The following is a 14136-nucleotide window of genomic DNA, read 5'->3' as shown; positions in this document are numbered from 1 at the left end:
GGCGAAAGCGGCGACGACAGCCAATCTCCCCCCAAGTGGGGGAGATGTCCGGCAGGACAGAGAGGGGCGCTGTCCCGCCGGCATCTGTCGTTGGCGCGAACGCCATCGATCAGCAGGTCGCCATCGCCAATGGCGCGCCCGGTTCGCCTTCCCACAGGATCAGGCTGGCCGCGCCGATCAGTCCTGCGCGGTCGCCAAGCTGCGCCGGCACGATCGGCACATCCCTGTAGGCCGGCATCGCCCGCTGCTCGACGGTTGCCCTGATGGTCGGAGCCAACAGGTCGAAACCGTTGGCGAGGCCACCGCCCATGACGATCAGATCCGGCGAATAGAGGTGAAGCAGATTGGTGAAGCCGATGCCGAGCCACTTCGCCTCAGCCTCGATCAATTCGAGCGCGCTGATATCGCCGGCACGTGCGGCTTCGACGACCTGCCTGGCCGAAACGTCGCCGTCAGCCGAAAGGCGCCTAAGCAGGGAGCCGTCGCCCGGCGCGGTCAGCGCCGTGGCACGCCGCCCGAGCGCGGTACCGGAGGCGACCGCCTCGAAACAGCCGACGGCGCCGCAGAAGCAGCGGTCGCCCTCGCCGGTGATGGTCATGTGGCCGATCTCGGCGGCAAGCCCGCGCCGGCCGTGATAGATGTGGCCGTCGGCGACGACGCCGCCACCAATGCCGGTCGATACGGTGACGAACACGAGGGATCCGGTACCTTGGCCGGCGCCGAAGCGCCATTCGCCAAGAGCGGCCGCGTTAGCGTCGTTTTCCAGCCGCACCGGCAGGCCGAAATGCTTGCCAAGAATGTCGATCAACGGCACGTCGTGCCAGCCGGCCAGCGTCGGCGGCGCGATCACGATACCGGCCTTGGGATCGAGCGGTCCCGGCGCGCCGATGCCGATGCCGACGACATCCGCCTTCGGGCGCTGTGTCAGAAGAGCTCCGGCCAATGCGATGATCTGGCCGATCACCGCATCCGATCCCGCGATCGCCATCGTCGGCGCCGAGACCTGCGCGACAACGCCGCCGTCGCTCTCGACCAGCGCGCCGCGCAGCTCCGTTCCGCCGAGATCGAAGGCGAGGGCCAGTCTTGTCATCAGGCGGCGACCTTCAGCCCATGCAGCCAGCGAATGCGCTGCGCGAGGTCGGGGTCGCCGAACGCCAGCGATCCGAGCACCACCGTCTCGGCGCCAGAGGCGCGCAGGCGCGGCACCGTCTCGTGGCGGATGCCGCCGTCGGCAGCCAGGATGATGTCGGTCTCGCGACCGGCTTTTCTCATCAGTGCGCGCGCTTCGATCAAACGTGGGCAGGCCTGCTCGGAAAGGCTCTGGCCCTTGACGCCGATGGATGTGCCGAGAAGCGTCACAAACGCCACTTGCGACAGGAAAGGCGTGACCGCGGCCACCGGCGTTTCCAGCCTGAGCACCACGCCGGCCTCGGATCCGAGCGCATGCGCCAGCCGCACGGCGCGCAGGCCGGCTTCGCCGTTTTCGGCGTGGACACTGACCAGGTCGGCACCGGCCTCGATGAACTGACGCGTCTGCTCCTCGACGATCTCGGCTTCGACCATCAGGTGCACATGGATAGGCCTTGCCGTCAGCCTGGCGATCCGCGCCACCAGGTCCGGGAAGAACAGGAAGCCGGGGGTGAAGCGGGCGTCTGCGACGTCGATGTGGTGGAGGTCGACATGGGGTTCTATGCGCTTCAGGTCGCGCTCCATATTGGCAAGATCGGCCGACCACAAGGAAAATTCGCCGAGCAGCCGGCTGCGCGGCAGGGCGGCGATGGCGTCGGGACCGGACAAGGATTTGGTCGTCATGACGGAACGAGGCTCCGGAAGTTCGAGTAGGTCTGAAGGAAAGTCGTGATCTCAGCCCGCAGTTCGGCGAAATGCCTGACGCTGTCGAGCGCCTTGGGATGGATTTCGGCAAAGGTCGCGCCGGGAATGGCTGCGGCGAGCATATGGGCGGCCGAGAGCGGATGCACCGCATCCATCGCATTGCCGATGACCAAGGTCGGAATGCCAAGCACGGCGGCGTCACGCGCCGAAACGCCCGGGCCGTCGGCGGCAATGTCGGCGAGGACCTGCGCGAATGGCGCCGCGTCCGGCCGGTCGAAATAGCCGATCAGCGAGGCAAAATTGTCGGGTGCTTCACGCCGCAGGCGCGCGGCGGTTTCCGATTGCGCGAAGATCGCCCTCGCCTTGTCGGGGCCGTGGTCCAGGATGAGCCTGGCAACCTCGGCGATCGGCCGCAGGTTCACCGGCGCGTCGTCGAAAATCCAGGCCGGCCGCACCAGGAGAAGACCCGCGACGCGGTCCGGATGACAGCAGGCCAGGCGCATGGCGATCGCCGCGCCCATCGAAATGCCGCCGGCGACGAAACGATCGAGACCGGCCTGATCGGCGGCGGCAACAACATCGTCCGCGAACATCTCCAGGGAGAACGGCCGGCGGCTGCCCAGTCCGGAGGCGCCGTGCCCGCGGCATTCCAGCGTGATGCGCCGCAAGCCCGGCCCGGAAGGGAAGGCCTGGGCGACCTGCGCGTCGCCACCGCCCAGCCCATGCTGAAAGATGACCGCAATGCCGTCGCCACTATCGGAAATCCGAAGCGTGGCGTCATCGCGAAGCAGCGTGGCCAGGCGCGCCATCACACCAGCCCTTTGAGGAAGCGGGCAACGCTGGGTGCCTCTTCGGCCGAGAGGCCATGCGTGACCAGCGGCCCATCAAAGCCCGATGCTTTCAGCCTGGCGACGAAATCCGCAAAGTCGACGACACCCCGGCCGGCCGTCGTGAAGCGGCCGTCAGCGAAACGGTCCTTGGCATGGGCCATGGCGACGTGGCCCGCTGTGCGTTCGACGGCGGCGGCGACGATGGCGCGTGCTTCCTCGGGGCTCGCCTGCTCGAACAGGTTGGCCGGATCGAGCACGATGCGCAGCCGTGTCGAGCCCATCTCGGCGATCAGGCGCATCGCGTCCGACGCCGAGGTGACGATGTTGGCCTCTTCGGGCTCGATGCCGAGATCGACACCGTGACGCTCCGCGAGCTGCAACGCCTTTTCCATCTCGCCCGCCATGTCTTCCCATGCCGAGGGCTCGCTATTGTCGGGATGGTATGCCCACTGATCGTCGGCGTTGCGTGTTCCCGTGCACAAGGTGACCAGCGGAACGGAAAGCTCTGCCGCGGTCTTGATGACCACGCCAAGCCGGCGCAAGCCGTCGTCGCGCAAATTCCTGTCGGGATGGGCCATGTTGTAGGTGCCCGAGAGCGCTGCCAGGGCGACACCGCAAGCCTTCGATGCGTCCGCGATGGCATCAATGGCGTCTTTTTGCACCGCCTCCGGCATCGACGGCAGCCCGGCGCAGGCAAGGTTGAACTGGGTGACGGCAAATCCCGAGTCGCGGACCGCTGCCAGCACGCCAGCCGGCTCGCTGCCCGGGAAGGTCTTGGCGAACACCCCGATCTGCATCAGACCGCTCCCGTTACGGAGGCGATCTCGACGCGATCACCGGTTTCGACCGAACGGGCGATCGCCACCATGGCGCGGATCGAGGCAAGGCCGTCCTCGACGTTGGCGCCGCGCATCGGCTTGCCGTCAAGGATTGTCTCGGCGAGGCCTTCGAGCTGGCGCCTGAAGAAATGCCCGTCGGCGCCGAGCGGCTTTCGCGACGTTGCATCCTTCTCGTGAAAGATATCGACCTCACTCGCCCGGAAATACCAGGGATTGAAGGTCTTCGCGATCACCGAGCCGTTTTCGCCATAGAGCTGAAAACCCTCGTGCCAGTCCATGCGGACAGCCACGGTGAGGTCAAGGTGGCCGAGCGCGCCATTGGCGAATTCGGTTTCGACGAACCAGCAATAGGCGCCGAAACGCTCGTTGAGCCGGGCACGCACGGCAACGATCTCGCCGCACAGGAAGCGCGCGGTGTCGATGAGGTGCGAGCCGTGCGCGAGCATGAAATACTGCCTGAGATCGGCCTTCGGATTGCCGCCCGGCTTGCGCGCCAGCTTGCTGGTGACCGGCAGCGGCTGGACCGCGTCGGTGTTGGTGTAGCGGTGCGTGGAATCGCAATACCAGGCTTTTAGCGCCAGGATCTCGCCGATCTCGTCGCGGACGAAATCGCGCGCCGCTTCCAGTGCCGGGTCGAAGCGCTTCATGTGGCCGACCTGCAGCACCTTGCCGGAGCGCCGGACCGCATCAGCGAGCATCTCGCCTTCCTCGACCGAGACGCCGATCGGCTTTTCACACAGCACGTGCTTGCCGGCCTCGAGCGCCTTGATCGACATCGGCACGTGATAGGCGTCGGAGGTCGCCACGATCACCGCTTCCAGTTGCGGGTCGGCGAGCATCTCATCGTAATCGCCATAGATTTTTTCGGGTTCATAGGTCGCGGCCATGCGCGCCAGAAGATCGGGGGCGGCATCGCAGATCGCATAGAGATCGGCGTTGCCGGCCTTCACGCAGGATTCGAGATGCGCGAATTGGGCGATCGGCCCGCAGCCGAGCACGCCGACACGAAGGCGACGGTCTTGCTTCCGGATCATGGTCTCTTCCTCACGCGCCGTAGCCGCGCATCGTCTGGCGGTTGGTCTTGACCGCGGCGGCCGGATCGCCGGCGGCGGTCTCGGATTCCTCTTCCAGCACCAGCCAGCCGTTGAAACGAGGTGCGGCGCTGGCGATATCGATCACCACTTGGGTGTCGCAGACGCCCTTGCCGAGCATGGCCCAGGTGCCGCTGGCGTCGACGTCTTTCAGATGCACGTAGCGGATGCGGTCGCGGTAGGTGGTGAGCGTATCGATCATGTCTTGATGGCCGCGCAAGATGTGTCCGGTGTCGGGCACCCAGCCGACAAGCGCGGGATCGATCAGTGCGAAGATCCGGTCGTAGTCGGCACGGTCGAACAGCAGCGTGTTGTGGTGGGAGCTGGGATGGACAGCGATTTCGACGCCCGCCTTGCGTCCAAATTCGCCGGCCTTGTTGTAGAACTCGGCAGCAATAGGGAACTTGTCGTCGCGCGGGCCGTCGGACACGACGGTGGCCGAGCCCATCGAGACCAGCGCGCCTGGAAAGGCAGCGGCAAAATCGATCCAGCGTTTCGCTGTCTCAAGGTCGGCGCCGATGCTCTCCTTCAGCGTAAAGCCGCTCTTCGAGCCGAAGGCGAAAGAAACAAGGGTGAGGCCGGCCGATCTCAGCGCCGCGGCCAATTCCGCCGGCCTGTCGGCATAGCGGCCGATCATCGTGTCGGTGATCTCGATGCCGGCATAACCGCCATCGGCGATCGCCTTGAGCAGATCGTCGGGACCACCGGCAAACCGGTCTCCGAGCATTTCCCAGGTGAAGGTCTGGCAACCGACTTTCAGGTCTTTCATGCTTTCATTCCTATGATGCCGCCCTGCGTCAGCACTTTGTTGATGTGGCGCTGGACGAACAGCACGAGCACGATTCAGCGGCGCTATGAAGACGCCCGAGGACGCGGCGATATCGCCTGCCAGCAGAGAAGGTCCAATCCATCGATTTCGACGCGCGGCCTTCCCCATCGGTTCTCCGTGGGAGGGACATCCTACTTGACCGAGCCCGCGGTCATGCCGGCGAGGAAGAACCTCTGGGCAACGAGGTAGATGAGCAAGAGCGGTAGCGAGCCCAGCACGCTCATCGCCATCATCTGGTTCCATTCGAAGGCGTGCTGCCCCATCAAAAGTTGGATGCCGATCGGGACGGTGCGCATGGACGTTGACTTCGTCAGCGTCAGCGCAAAGAGAAATTCGTTCCAGCACAACAGGAAGGTGTAGACCGACGTCGCCACGATACCAGGCAGTGAAATCGGGACGATCACCCGCCAGAGTGCGGTCCAGCTGGTGCCGCCGTCGACAGCCACCGCTTCATCGAGATCGCGGGGCAAGGTGTTCAGATATCCCGTCATCAGCAGGATCGCGTAGGGCAGCGTAAACACCAGGTAAGTCAGGATCAGTGCGACGTAGGTGTCGAAGATGCCATACGAGACGACAAGCCCGAAGAAGGGGATCAAAAGCGTGATCGGCGGAATCGTCTGCGTGCTGATGATGAGTGTGTTGAGGCTGCCCTTTCCGCGGAAATTGAAACGGCTGAACCCATAAGCCGCCAGCAAGGCGATCAGGACCGTCAGCACGGTCACCGCTCCGGCCACGAAGTAGCTGTTGAAGAAGAAGCGCAGCTTTACCGGGTCGCCAAGGATGGCCGCATACGCTTCCAGCGTGAAGGCCTTCGGCAGGACGGTTGGTGGCAGGGCAAAGATTTCGGTATTCGACTTGAACGAACTGCTCAGCATCCAGTAGATCGGGAAGGCCGCGAAAAAGAGCCCTGCGGCAAGCGCGACATGGAGCGCGACGGTGATCAGTCTGTCTTTCGGTGTGTGCCTTTTCCTCATGGTGACTACCGAGCCTTTTGATAGCGGATGTAGAACAGCGTCAGGCCGAGAGAGATCAGCAGGATGACCACGGCGCTCGCCGACGCCTGCGACAGGTTGTAGCTCGAAAACGCCAGCTTGTACGTGTAGGTGCTGAGGACCTCGGTCGAGTAGATCGGACCGCCGCCCGTCGTTATCCAGATCAATGGAAAGACCTGCATGGTCCAGATGAAGTCGAGCAGCGAGATGCTGATGATGATCGGCATCAGCTGCGGGATGGTGATGAAGATCAGCTTCTGGTAGGCCTTCGCCCCGTCGATATCGGCGGCCTCGTAGAAATCCTTGGGAATGCCCTGCAAGCCTGCGAGCAAGCTGACCATGAAAAGCGGGTAGCCCGCCCAGATATTGGCGAAGGTGACGGCGTGCAGCGCGGTCGCCGTCGAGGAAAACCACTCGACCTTGGAACCGATGATGCCCATCTGCATGAGAACGCTGTTCACGACACCGTTCGGCTCGAGCAGGAGGCGCCAGATCACGGCGATAATCACCGCGGTGAACAGCCAAGGCAGTATGTAGAGCACGCGCAGAATGTTGCGCAGCGTCGGATTGATGCGGTCGCTGTTCAGCATGAGTGCGAAGATCATGCCGATGGTCATATGGAAGATGACACTCATGCAGGTGAAGTAGAGCGTGTGCCACAGCGAGGCCCAGAACACCGGATCGGCAAAGATCGCGTGGTAGTGTTTCAGTCCGGCAAAGGATGGGTCCCGACGCAGCACTGCGCTGTTCTGGAACGAATAGCCAATCACCGTCACCATCGGCAGTAGCATCAGAAGGCCGATGATGAGGAGCGAGGGTGACAGATAGAGATAGGGTGCGACCGCTCGTTTCAGTCGATGGTGGGAGCGCTTCTGCCGAGTCATGTGCCACCCTTGGGATGTGCCTTCAAGAGGAAGGTGCGCTTCGGAAAGAGGTCCATCTCAAATTGCCGATCCGTTGTTGACGGGTGGCCTGCCCTAAGTCAGGCTACCCGGTGGAAGATAGCAACGGGGAACAGGTCGCTCAGAATTTCGCCATCCAACCCTTTTGAGCGTTGGCTGCGGCTTCTTCCGGAGACTGCTCGCCGGCGAGCATCTTCTGGGCTTCCACGTCGAACTGCGTCATGAGGTCTTCAGCCACCGGCAGACCCGTGAACTCGTTGGCGAGATAGCCGGTCTTGAAGATTTCGAAAGCCTTGGCGAAAGCCTTGTCCGAGGTCACGAAATCGGGCTTGGCATTGACGTTGCCCGGGAAAGCGTTTGCAAGCGTCACGAGCTTGGCGTTCACCTTTTCACTCATCAGATATTGGACGAGCTTCCAGGCTTCCTCCTGATGTTTTGAGGCCGCAGAGATGCCGATGCCCCAGGAGGCGTAGGGAAGGCCGCGCTTGCCGTTGTAATTCTCCACGACCGGGACGGGGATGAGGTCGAAGTTCAGCTTGGGATTGCGTTTGCGAATGAGGTTCACATGCGCGAGCGAGTCGATCATCATTCCGACCCGATCGTTCACGAATTCCTCGACCTTTTCCTGCTCGGTCTTGGTGGCAATGCCGGGCGAAATGACGCCGGCGTCGTTCAGCGATTTGACGAAAGTGAGCATATCGACGATCGGCTTGCCCTCGAGAGCCGGCTTGCCGTCAGCCATCATCGATTGACCCGAGGCCCAGACCCACGACATCAGGTCGTTCTGGACACCGGACGGCGTTTGCAGCGACAAGGGCAGCACCCAGCCATACTGGTTCTTGTCGGCATGGGTCATCTTCTTGGCGGCTTCGAGAAACTCCGCGCGGGTCGACGGCAGCTTGGTCACGCCTGCCTGGGCGGCGAGATCCATGTTCACGAAGACCGGATAGACGAACGAAGCCACGGGAAACATCACCGCCTTGCCGTCCACCTTGATGATATCCGCGACCTGGGTCTTGTCGAACTCGCTCGCATCCATCATCGGGTTCATGTCGGCCAGCGCATTCTGCGCGTTCAGATTGTTCACCCAGGCGCCGTCGAGACCGACGACGTCGCTAAGCGTTCCAGTTGCAGCACCAACCGAGATCTGGTCTCGCGTGGTCGCATAGGGGCCGCTGACCAGCGTCACCTTGATTCCGGGGTTTGCAGCCTCGAAGTCATCCATGATTGCCCTGAGCGAGCCGGCCGGCAATTCGGGCTCCCACCATTGGGTGAATTCCAGCGTCGTGTCCGCCATGGCGCCGGTTGCGCCAAGCAACCATGCGGCCGCGGCTATTTTCAGCATCGCGGGTTGTATCCGAAACATGATTTTCTCCTCCTTCTTTAAGATCGACCGCACAATGCGGACGATCGTCTGCTCTACTCAGAAGCCTTCTTGCGTTTCGCAGGCGCCTCGCTCTCGCCTGTGGTCTGCCGCAGATCTTCAGATCGCCAGATGCGTCTCGGGATCGAAGAAATGGAACTTGGCATCATCCACGGCCAACCGGATTTCCGAGCCGGAGTGGACGGCGCTGATCGGCTCGAATCTCGCCACCGCGTTCGATGCCAGGCCAAAATCGTCCACCGCGTCCGGATCGCCGGAGTCCACCCGGACCGCGTCGATGTTCAGATGGACAATATGTTCGGATCCGAGTTCTTCGATCGAGGTCACCTTGGCCGGTATCGTCTGATACTTGCGACCGGATTCGAGGCTGCTGTCATAAAGATCCTCCGGTCGTATGCCGAACACGACCTTGCGCCCCGCAAACGACCTCAAGCCCGGCCTGCGCACGAAGGCTGCCTCCTGCAGCCGGATGGCGAAGGTGCCGGACATCAGTTCGTCGCCCGTCAGGGTCGCCTCGAAAAGGTTCATCGAAGGAGAGCCGATGAAGCCGGCAACGAAGGCGTTCACCGGCGATTCATAGAGCCTCTTGGGTGTATCGACCTGCTGCAGCACGCCGCCTTTCAACACCGCGACCCTGTCTCCCATCGTCATCGCTTCGATTTGATCGTGGGTCACGTATATGGTCGTTACGCCGAGCTGCTTTTGCAGACTGGTGATTTCGGCGCGCATTTGCACGCGCAGTTTCGCGTCCAGATTGGAAAGGGGTTCGTCCATGAGAAAGGCGGCCGGCTCGCGCACCATGGCGCGGCCCATGGCAACCCGTTGACGCTGTCCGCCTGAAAGGTTCGCGGGTTTGCTGTCCAGCAAAGACGTCAGCTGAAGGGTTTTGGCGATCTCGTCCACGCGCTTCTTGCGCTCGGCCTTCGGCTTGCCTGCCAGCCGCATCGAAAAGGCGATGTTTTCGAACACCGTCATATGCGGGTAGAGCGCGTAGCTTTGGAAGACCATCGCGATGTCGCGGTCCTTGGGCGGCATGTCGACGACGTCGACTCCGCCGATCCGAAGGCTGCCGCTGGTGATGTCCTCCAATCCCGCGATCATTCGCAACGCGGTGGATTTGCCGCAGCCGGACGGCCCGACGAGAATCAAGAACTCGCCGTCCTCGACCGATAGGTTCAATTGGTCGATTGCGCGAAAATTGTTACCGTAGGTTTTGCAGATATTCTCAAGAATGACTTCTGACATATTCCTCCCTCGCAAGTATAAGCCGCTGATTTTTATAACCCTCCTCGGAGCATGTTCACCTGCGAAATATTTCATCGTATAGTTTCTAGCTATGTTCCAGTATTGACATGCGTTTTTTTCAGTTCGACTGCTGACGGCGCGTTCGTCGATGCCAGGAGTTCCGTAACCTGGTCGTCGGTCGGAAGCGCCTCGCGCCCGCCACGGCCCGTTATCGAAAGGGCTGCCGCCGCGGCCGCGAATGCCACCCGGCCTGCGGTGCCGGCTCCGCGCGTCAACGCATGGGCATAGGCGCCATGAAAGCAGTCACCCGCACCGGTCGAGTCGACGACCACAATCCTGTGCGGGGGCAGGTGCCAGAGACCTGTCTCTTCACGCCCACGATAGTACACGCCCCTGCCACCGTCGGTCAGAACCACTGCGGACCGCGACGGCAACCACAATGTATCGAGCATCTCGGCGGGCGATCGGCACCCCGTGGCAGTCCGCGCAAAGCCGAGTGGAAGAATGAGATGGTCGCAGAGCGCGATCAGCCGCTCCGTGGCTGGGCCGCTGCTCCATTCGATATCGCCGAGGATCGCAAGGCCGAGATCGCGAGCCCGAGCCACGACATCCAGGGACCGGATCGCGTAGCTATCGACGATCAGGACGGTCGCGCGGCTGAGGATATCGTCCGGAAAATCCGGAGCGGTGCCCAGCATCGCATCGTCGTCATACGCGATGAACCGTTCCCCGTCCGAGCCGACGGTGATCCGCGAGCGCACCGGGCGCGCGTCGGGGTGGCGCGGCGCGAATGCGGTTTCAACACCGCTCGCAACGAGATCGCGCAGCACGGCGTCGTCCGCGGCACTGCCCAGCCATCCGGCGAACCCGGCGGTTCCGCCGAGTCGCACGACGGCGGCCAGCGCCGTCGCAACATTTCCCCCGAAAGCGCGGGCACTTTGCAGAACCTTCCCCTTGCCCGCCGACAACGGCTGATCGACGTAGACGATGTCGTCGATCGCAATAGCGCCGAAGCCGAGGATCGCGGGGACGGTGGGCATCGTTCAGGCACCCGCCTTCGCCAGGGCGTCTTGCGCCGAAAGGCCGTCATGGATGACGCCCCGAAAGGCAAGCGCTGCCTTCTCCGGATCGCCATGCCCCCAGAGATTGCGGCCTACCACGGCGCCGCGTGCGCCGGCACGGATGGCGTCCGCCGTCTGCTGAAGCGCGCCGAGCAGCGTATCGGTCTTTGGACCGCCCGCGATCACAACCGGCACCGGGCAGGTCCGGACGGTCTCTCGAAACGACTCGAAATCGCCCGTGTAGCCGATCTTGATCACGTCGACGCCGGACTCGTAGCCGATGCGCGCCGCATAGGCGATCTCGTCGGGGGTGAAGACGATTTTTGCTCCGTCGGTGAAATCGCGAGGGTAGATATGCGCCACCACAGGCATGCCGTAGCGGGCCGCTGCATTTACCGAATCGGTCAGCCAGCGTATGTATTTGCCCTCGGTCGCGCCGCGTACCGGAATGGCCACGGCCAACGCATCGGCCCCCGCGCGCACCGCATCCTCGGGCGTTGCGATCAACTCGCTGATGCGATCGTCCGGAGTGAAGCAGCCCGCCTGAATCACCAGGGAAGCTTTGCCCGCATATTGCGGCCATAGATGGCGGGCGGTGCCAGGCTGGATGCTGACGTAGTCGGGTTTGCCCACCATGACGCGTGCGAGCGCACCCGGCAGGTCGGCAAGGCCGCCTTTGCGCACGTCGCCATAGCCGACGAAGTGGTCGACCGCGCCGCCAAAAAGGTTCCCCGATGGATGCGAGAAGAGGCGCGCAAGACGCACCTTGGTTCCGAGGCTCATGAGTGCAAAATTCCCCAATCGTTTGATTTCAAAATCCTGGACCCAGTGTTTCCGAAAGATATGAGAAATACAACCTTTCGAAAGCTTTCGAATTTGTGAATTTTTGGTAAGGTGAGCCGAGGCCAGAGCGGTTGCTTGGCGCAGGGAGGCAAGGACAGGGCAATGTTGTCAGAGCAGAGACGCCAATCGATCCTGGGTGAAGTGCAACGCAACGGACAGGTTCGCATCAAGGACCTGTCAGAAGATTTTGGCGTGTCGGAAGTCACGGTGCGCTCCGACCTCGAGATACTGGACCGCAAGGGACTGCTGACCAAGACCCGTGGAGGGGCCGTGACCCGGACCACAGATTCGACCACGGCCGCGTTCGCCCGGCGGATGCAAACGAACCTCGACGCAAAGAAGCGTATCGCCCGGGCGGCGGTGGAGCTATTCGAGGACAACCAATCGGTCATCTTCGACGGCGGCTCGACATTGATGCAGGTTGCCATGCAGTTACCGCCGCTCAGCAATGTCGTGGTCGCGGCCACGGCCATGAATATCGTGCAGCATCTTATGCATCGTCCCGGGCTCGACGTTCATATGATCGGCGGCCGGGTCTATCCCGACACGGTGAGCACGCTGATCACAGATGCCGATACGGCTCTCGGCGGCTTGGTAGCGCATCAGGTCTTTGTTGGAGCGCATGCGATAGACTCGTCACTGGATGTGGTCGACGTGAACGAAGACATGGCGCGAACGAAGCGAAACCTCGTTCGCATGGCCCGGCGCGTTGTCCTCCTCGCCGATTCGAGCAAATGGGGCGTCAGCGGGACCTCCAAGGCATTTTCGCTGTCGGCCGTCGATGTGGTGATCACCGACGATGGCCTGCCCGGTCCAATACGCGGCGCGCTTGAGATGACCGGGGCCAAGGTGATCTATGCCTGAACCCGTCTCGGTCCCTGACCGCAACGGAAAGATCCAATGCGCGCATGACCCACGGGATTCGCATCTGGCTGTTGGCCGTCAGTCATGTTCTCCTCCTCAAGGCTGGCGGCCTCCAATGTTGCGCCATCATTTTCGCATGTTCTATAATAATTTTACGCGCGTCAACATTTAAAATGCTGTAAAGCGGCTTTCGAATGTGATCCGTTGCTGGTGCAATGATTTAACCAGAACGTTGCGACGTCGGGAGGTAGAGTGGAAAATGCCAGGAAAATCAGGAGCTAAGCTCGGCATCGGCGTTGTCGGCTGCGGCAATATCTCGATGACCTATTTGCGCAATGCGGCCCTGTTCGGCGAGGTCGAGCTACGCGCCTGCGCCGACCTTTCGCCCGATTTGGCGGCCCTGCGCGCCAGCGAATACGGCATCCGGGCGGTCAGCGTCGATGCGCTTCTGGCCGATCCGGAGATCGACCTCGTCCTCAACCTGACCATCCCGGTGGCGCATTTCGACGTTTCGCTTTCAGCGCTTACGGCGGGCAAGCACGTCTTCACCGAAAAGCCGCTGGCGACCTCGGCCAAGGACGGCAGGCGGCTTGTCGCCGAGGCGGCGGAGCGCGGGCTGATGCTGGGCTCGGCCCCGGACACATTCCTTGGCGCCGCCGGACGGCGGGCACGCCGCCTCATGGACGAGGGTGCGCTCGGCCGGCCGGTGACCGGCACCGCCTTCATGATGGGGCGCGGCATGGAGCACTGGCATCCCAATCCGCAATTCTACTATCAGCCCGGCGGCGGACCGGTCTTCGACATGGGTCCCTACTACCTGACGATGCTGGTCAATTTGCTCGGGCCGGTGGCCCGCGTGATGGCGATGGCGACGCGGGGCCAGGAGGAGCGGCTGATCACCGCCGAAGGCCCCTACCGGAACACCAGCTTCAAGGTCGGCACACCGACCAACATCCTGTCGCTGCTGGAGTTTCGCTCAGGCGCCACCGTCACCTTCGGCGCCTCGTGGGATGTCTTCAGGCACTCCAACCACCCGATCGAGTTGCATGGGACGGAAGGCTCGCTCAGGCTGCCCGATCCGGATACGTTCGGCGGCACCGTCTCGCTGTCGGAACGAGGGGCCGACTGGGCCGACTTCCACAGTGAGAGCGAACTCTATGGCGCGCGCAATTGGCCCTTCGCCGCGCCCGACCGCGCGAATTACCGCATGCTCGGCGTTGCCGATCTTTCGCGCGCGCTGACAACAGGAAGAAAGCCGCGGGCGTCCGGCGACCTTGCGCTTCATGTGCTGGAAATCATGGAGGCGATCCTCGCTTCGGGTGAGAGCTGCGAGTCCGTCGCCGTCAACGCAACGGTCGATCAGCCGCCGCGCTTCCAGAACGCCGAAGCGGCGAGCCTGCTCGCCTGATATCGGAGGGCTTAC

General features: G+C 62.7%; 14 protein-coding genes. 2 read left to right on the top strand and 12 right to left on the bottom strand.

Annotated elements, in window-relative coordinates; all coding sequences use genetic code 11:
* Positions 1 to 109: 109 nt before the first annotated feature.
* The 12 genes from AC0L2Z_RS15760 to AC0L2Z_RS15705 all read right to left on the bottom strand — a co-directional run bounded on the left by AC0L2Z_RS15760 (position 110) and on the right by AC0L2Z_RS15705 (position 11789).
* Positions 110 to 1090, bottom strand: coding sequence for an ROK family protein (locus tag AC0L2Z_RS15760; RefSeq protein WP_473628660.1), 981 nt, complete (start codon positions 1088 to 1090; stop codon positions 110 to 112).
* Positions 1090 to 1812: a ribulose-phosphate 3-epimerase gene (locus tag AC0L2Z_RS15755; RefSeq protein ID WP_473628659.1), complete on the bottom strand. Its 723-nt coding sequence runs from the start codon at positions 1810 to 1812 to the stop codon at positions 1090 to 1092. Before AC0L2Z_RS15755 ends, AC0L2Z_RS15760 begins: the two co-directional genes overlap by 1 nt.
* Entirely contained in the window at positions 1809 to 2642 is an 834-nt protein-coding gene (locus tag AC0L2Z_RS15750; protein WP_473628658.1) for an alpha/beta fold hydrolase, read from the bottom strand. The genes AC0L2Z_RS15755 and AC0L2Z_RS15750 overlap by 4 nt, the downstream gene beginning before the upstream one ends.
* Complete coding sequence (locus tag AC0L2Z_RS15745) at positions 2642 to 3460, bottom strand: sugar phosphate isomerase/epimerase family protein (RefSeq protein ID WP_473628656.1); 819 nt, start codon at positions 3458 to 3460, stop codon at positions 2642 to 2644. Before AC0L2Z_RS15745 ends, AC0L2Z_RS15750 begins: the two co-directional genes overlap by 1 nt.
* A complete protein-coding gene (locus AC0L2Z_RS15740; RefSeq protein ID WP_473628655.1) occupies positions 3460 to 4536 on the bottom strand; it encodes a Gfo/Idh/MocA family protein in 1077 nt (358 codons plus the stop codon). The genes AC0L2Z_RS15745 and AC0L2Z_RS15740 overlap by 1 nt, the downstream gene beginning before the upstream one ends.
* A 10-nt stretch (positions 4537 to 4546) precedes the next feature.
* Complete coding sequence (locus AC0L2Z_RS15735) at positions 4547 to 5362, bottom strand: sugar phosphate isomerase/epimerase family protein (protein ID WP_473628653.1); 816 nt, start codon at positions 5360 to 5362, stop codon at positions 4547 to 4549.
* Positions 5363 to 5553: 191 nt separating this feature from the next.
* Entirely contained in the window at positions 5554 to 6396 is an 843-nt protein-coding gene (locus AC0L2Z_RS15730; protein WP_023797144.1) for a carbohydrate ABC transporter permease, read from the bottom strand.
* A gap of 5 nt (positions 6397 to 6401) precedes the next feature.
* Complete coding sequence (locus AC0L2Z_RS15725) at positions 6402 to 7298, bottom strand: carbohydrate ABC transporter permease (RefSeq protein ID WP_236368783.1); 897 nt, start codon at positions 7296 to 7298, stop codon at positions 6402 to 6404.
* Positions 7299 to 7437: 139 nt separating this feature from the next.
* Positions 7438 to 8682, bottom strand: a complete 1245-nt coding sequence (locus AC0L2Z_RS15720) for an ABC transporter substrate-binding protein (RefSeq protein ID WP_473628651.1) — start codon at positions 8680 to 8682, stop codon at positions 7438 to 7440.
* Between the two features lie 117 nt (positions 8683 to 8799).
* Complete coding sequence (locus tag AC0L2Z_RS15715) at positions 8800 to 9945, bottom strand: ABC transporter ATP-binding protein (protein ID WP_473628649.1); 1146 nt, start codon at positions 9943 to 9945, stop codon at positions 8800 to 8802.
* Between the two features lie 89 nt (positions 9946 to 10034).
* Entirely contained in the window at positions 10035 to 10985 is a 951-nt protein-coding gene (locus tag AC0L2Z_RS15710) for a PfkB family carbohydrate kinase (protein ID WP_287066549.1), read from the bottom strand.
* Between the two features lie 3 nt (positions 10986 to 10988).
* The gene (locus tag AC0L2Z_RS15705; RefSeq protein ID WP_128300831.1) at positions 10989 to 11789 is read right to left on the bottom strand and encodes a beta/alpha barrel domain-containing protein; all 801 of its coding nucleotides are present in this window, start codon (positions 11787 to 11789) and stop codon (positions 10989 to 10991) included.
* Positions 11790 to 11951: 162 nt separating this feature from the next.
* On the opposite strand from AC0L2Z_RS15705, the gene AC0L2Z_RS15700 reads away from it, so the two are divergent.
* Both AC0L2Z_RS15700 and AC0L2Z_RS15695 read left to right on the top strand, forming a co-directional pair.
* Positions 11952 to 12713, top strand: a complete 762-nt coding sequence (locus AC0L2Z_RS15700) for a DeoR/GlpR family DNA-binding transcription regulator (RefSeq protein WP_473628647.1) — start codon at positions 11952 to 11954, stop codon at positions 12711 to 12713.
* Between the two features lie 259 nt (positions 12714 to 12972).
* Entirely contained in the window at positions 12973 to 14121 is a 1149-nt protein-coding gene (locus tag AC0L2Z_RS15695) for a Gfo/Idh/MocA family protein (protein WP_473628645.1), read from the top strand.
* The last annotated feature ends 15 nt before the right edge of the window (positions 14122 to 14136 follow it).

It is taken from the genome of Mesorhizobium sp. WSM4850 (assembly GCF_055811735.1).
Note: the sequence above shows the minus strand (reverse complement) of the source record. Positions and strands in the feature narration are given on the sequence as shown.

Coding starts and splice junctions, on each gene's coding strand:
- AC0L2Z_RS15760 (WP_473628660.1), bottom strand. CDS start 1,090: ATGACAAGACTGGCCCTCGCCTTCGATCTCGGCGGAACGGAGCTGCGC.
- AC0L2Z_RS15755 (WP_473628659.1), bottom strand. CDS start 1,812: ATGACGACCAAATCCTTGTCCGGTCCCGACGCCATCGCCGCCCTGCCG.
- AC0L2Z_RS15750 (WP_473628658.1), bottom strand. CDS start 2,642: ATGGCGCGCCTGGCCACGCTGCTTCGCGATGACGCCACGCTTCGGATT.
- AC0L2Z_RS15745 (WP_473628656.1), bottom strand. CDS start 3,460: ATGCAGATCGGGGTGTTCGCCAAGACCTTCCCGGGCAGCGAGCCGGCT.
- AC0L2Z_RS15740 (WP_473628655.1), bottom strand. CDS start 4,536: ATGATCCGGAAGCAAGACCGTCGCCTTCGTGTCGGCGTGCTCGGCTGC.
- AC0L2Z_RS15735 (WP_473628653.1), bottom strand. CDS start 5,362: ATGAAAGACCTGAAAGTCGGTTGCCAGACCTTCACCTGGGAAATGCTC.
- AC0L2Z_RS15730 (WP_023797144.1), bottom strand. CDS start 6,396: ATGAGGAAAAGGCACACACCGAAAGACAGACTGATCACCGTCGCGCTC.
- AC0L2Z_RS15725 (WP_236368783.1), bottom strand. CDS start 7,298: ATGACTCGGCAGAAGCGCTCCCACCATCGACTGAAACGAGCGGTCGCA.
- AC0L2Z_RS15720 (WP_473628651.1), bottom strand. CDS start 8,682: ATGTTTCGGATACAACCCGCGATGCTGAAAATAGCCGCGGCCGCATGG.
- AC0L2Z_RS15715 (WP_473628649.1), bottom strand. CDS start 9,945: ATGTCAGAAGTCATTCTTGAGAATATCTGCAAAACCTACGGTAACAAT.
- AC0L2Z_RS15710 (WP_287066549.1), bottom strand. CDS start 10,985: ATGCCCACCGTCCCCGCGATCCTCGGCTTCGGCGCTATTGCGATCGAC.
- AC0L2Z_RS15705 (WP_128300831.1), bottom strand. CDS start 11,789: ATGAGCCTCGGAACCAAGGTGCGTCTTGCGCGCCTCTTCTCGCATCCA.
- AC0L2Z_RS15700 (WP_473628647.1), top strand. CDS start 11,952: ATGTTGTCAGAGCAGAGACGCCAATCGATCCTGGGTGAAGTGCAACGC.
- AC0L2Z_RS15695 (WP_473628645.1), top strand. CDS start 12,973: ATGCCAGGAAAATCAGGAGCTAAGCTCGGCATCGGCGTTGTCGGCTGC.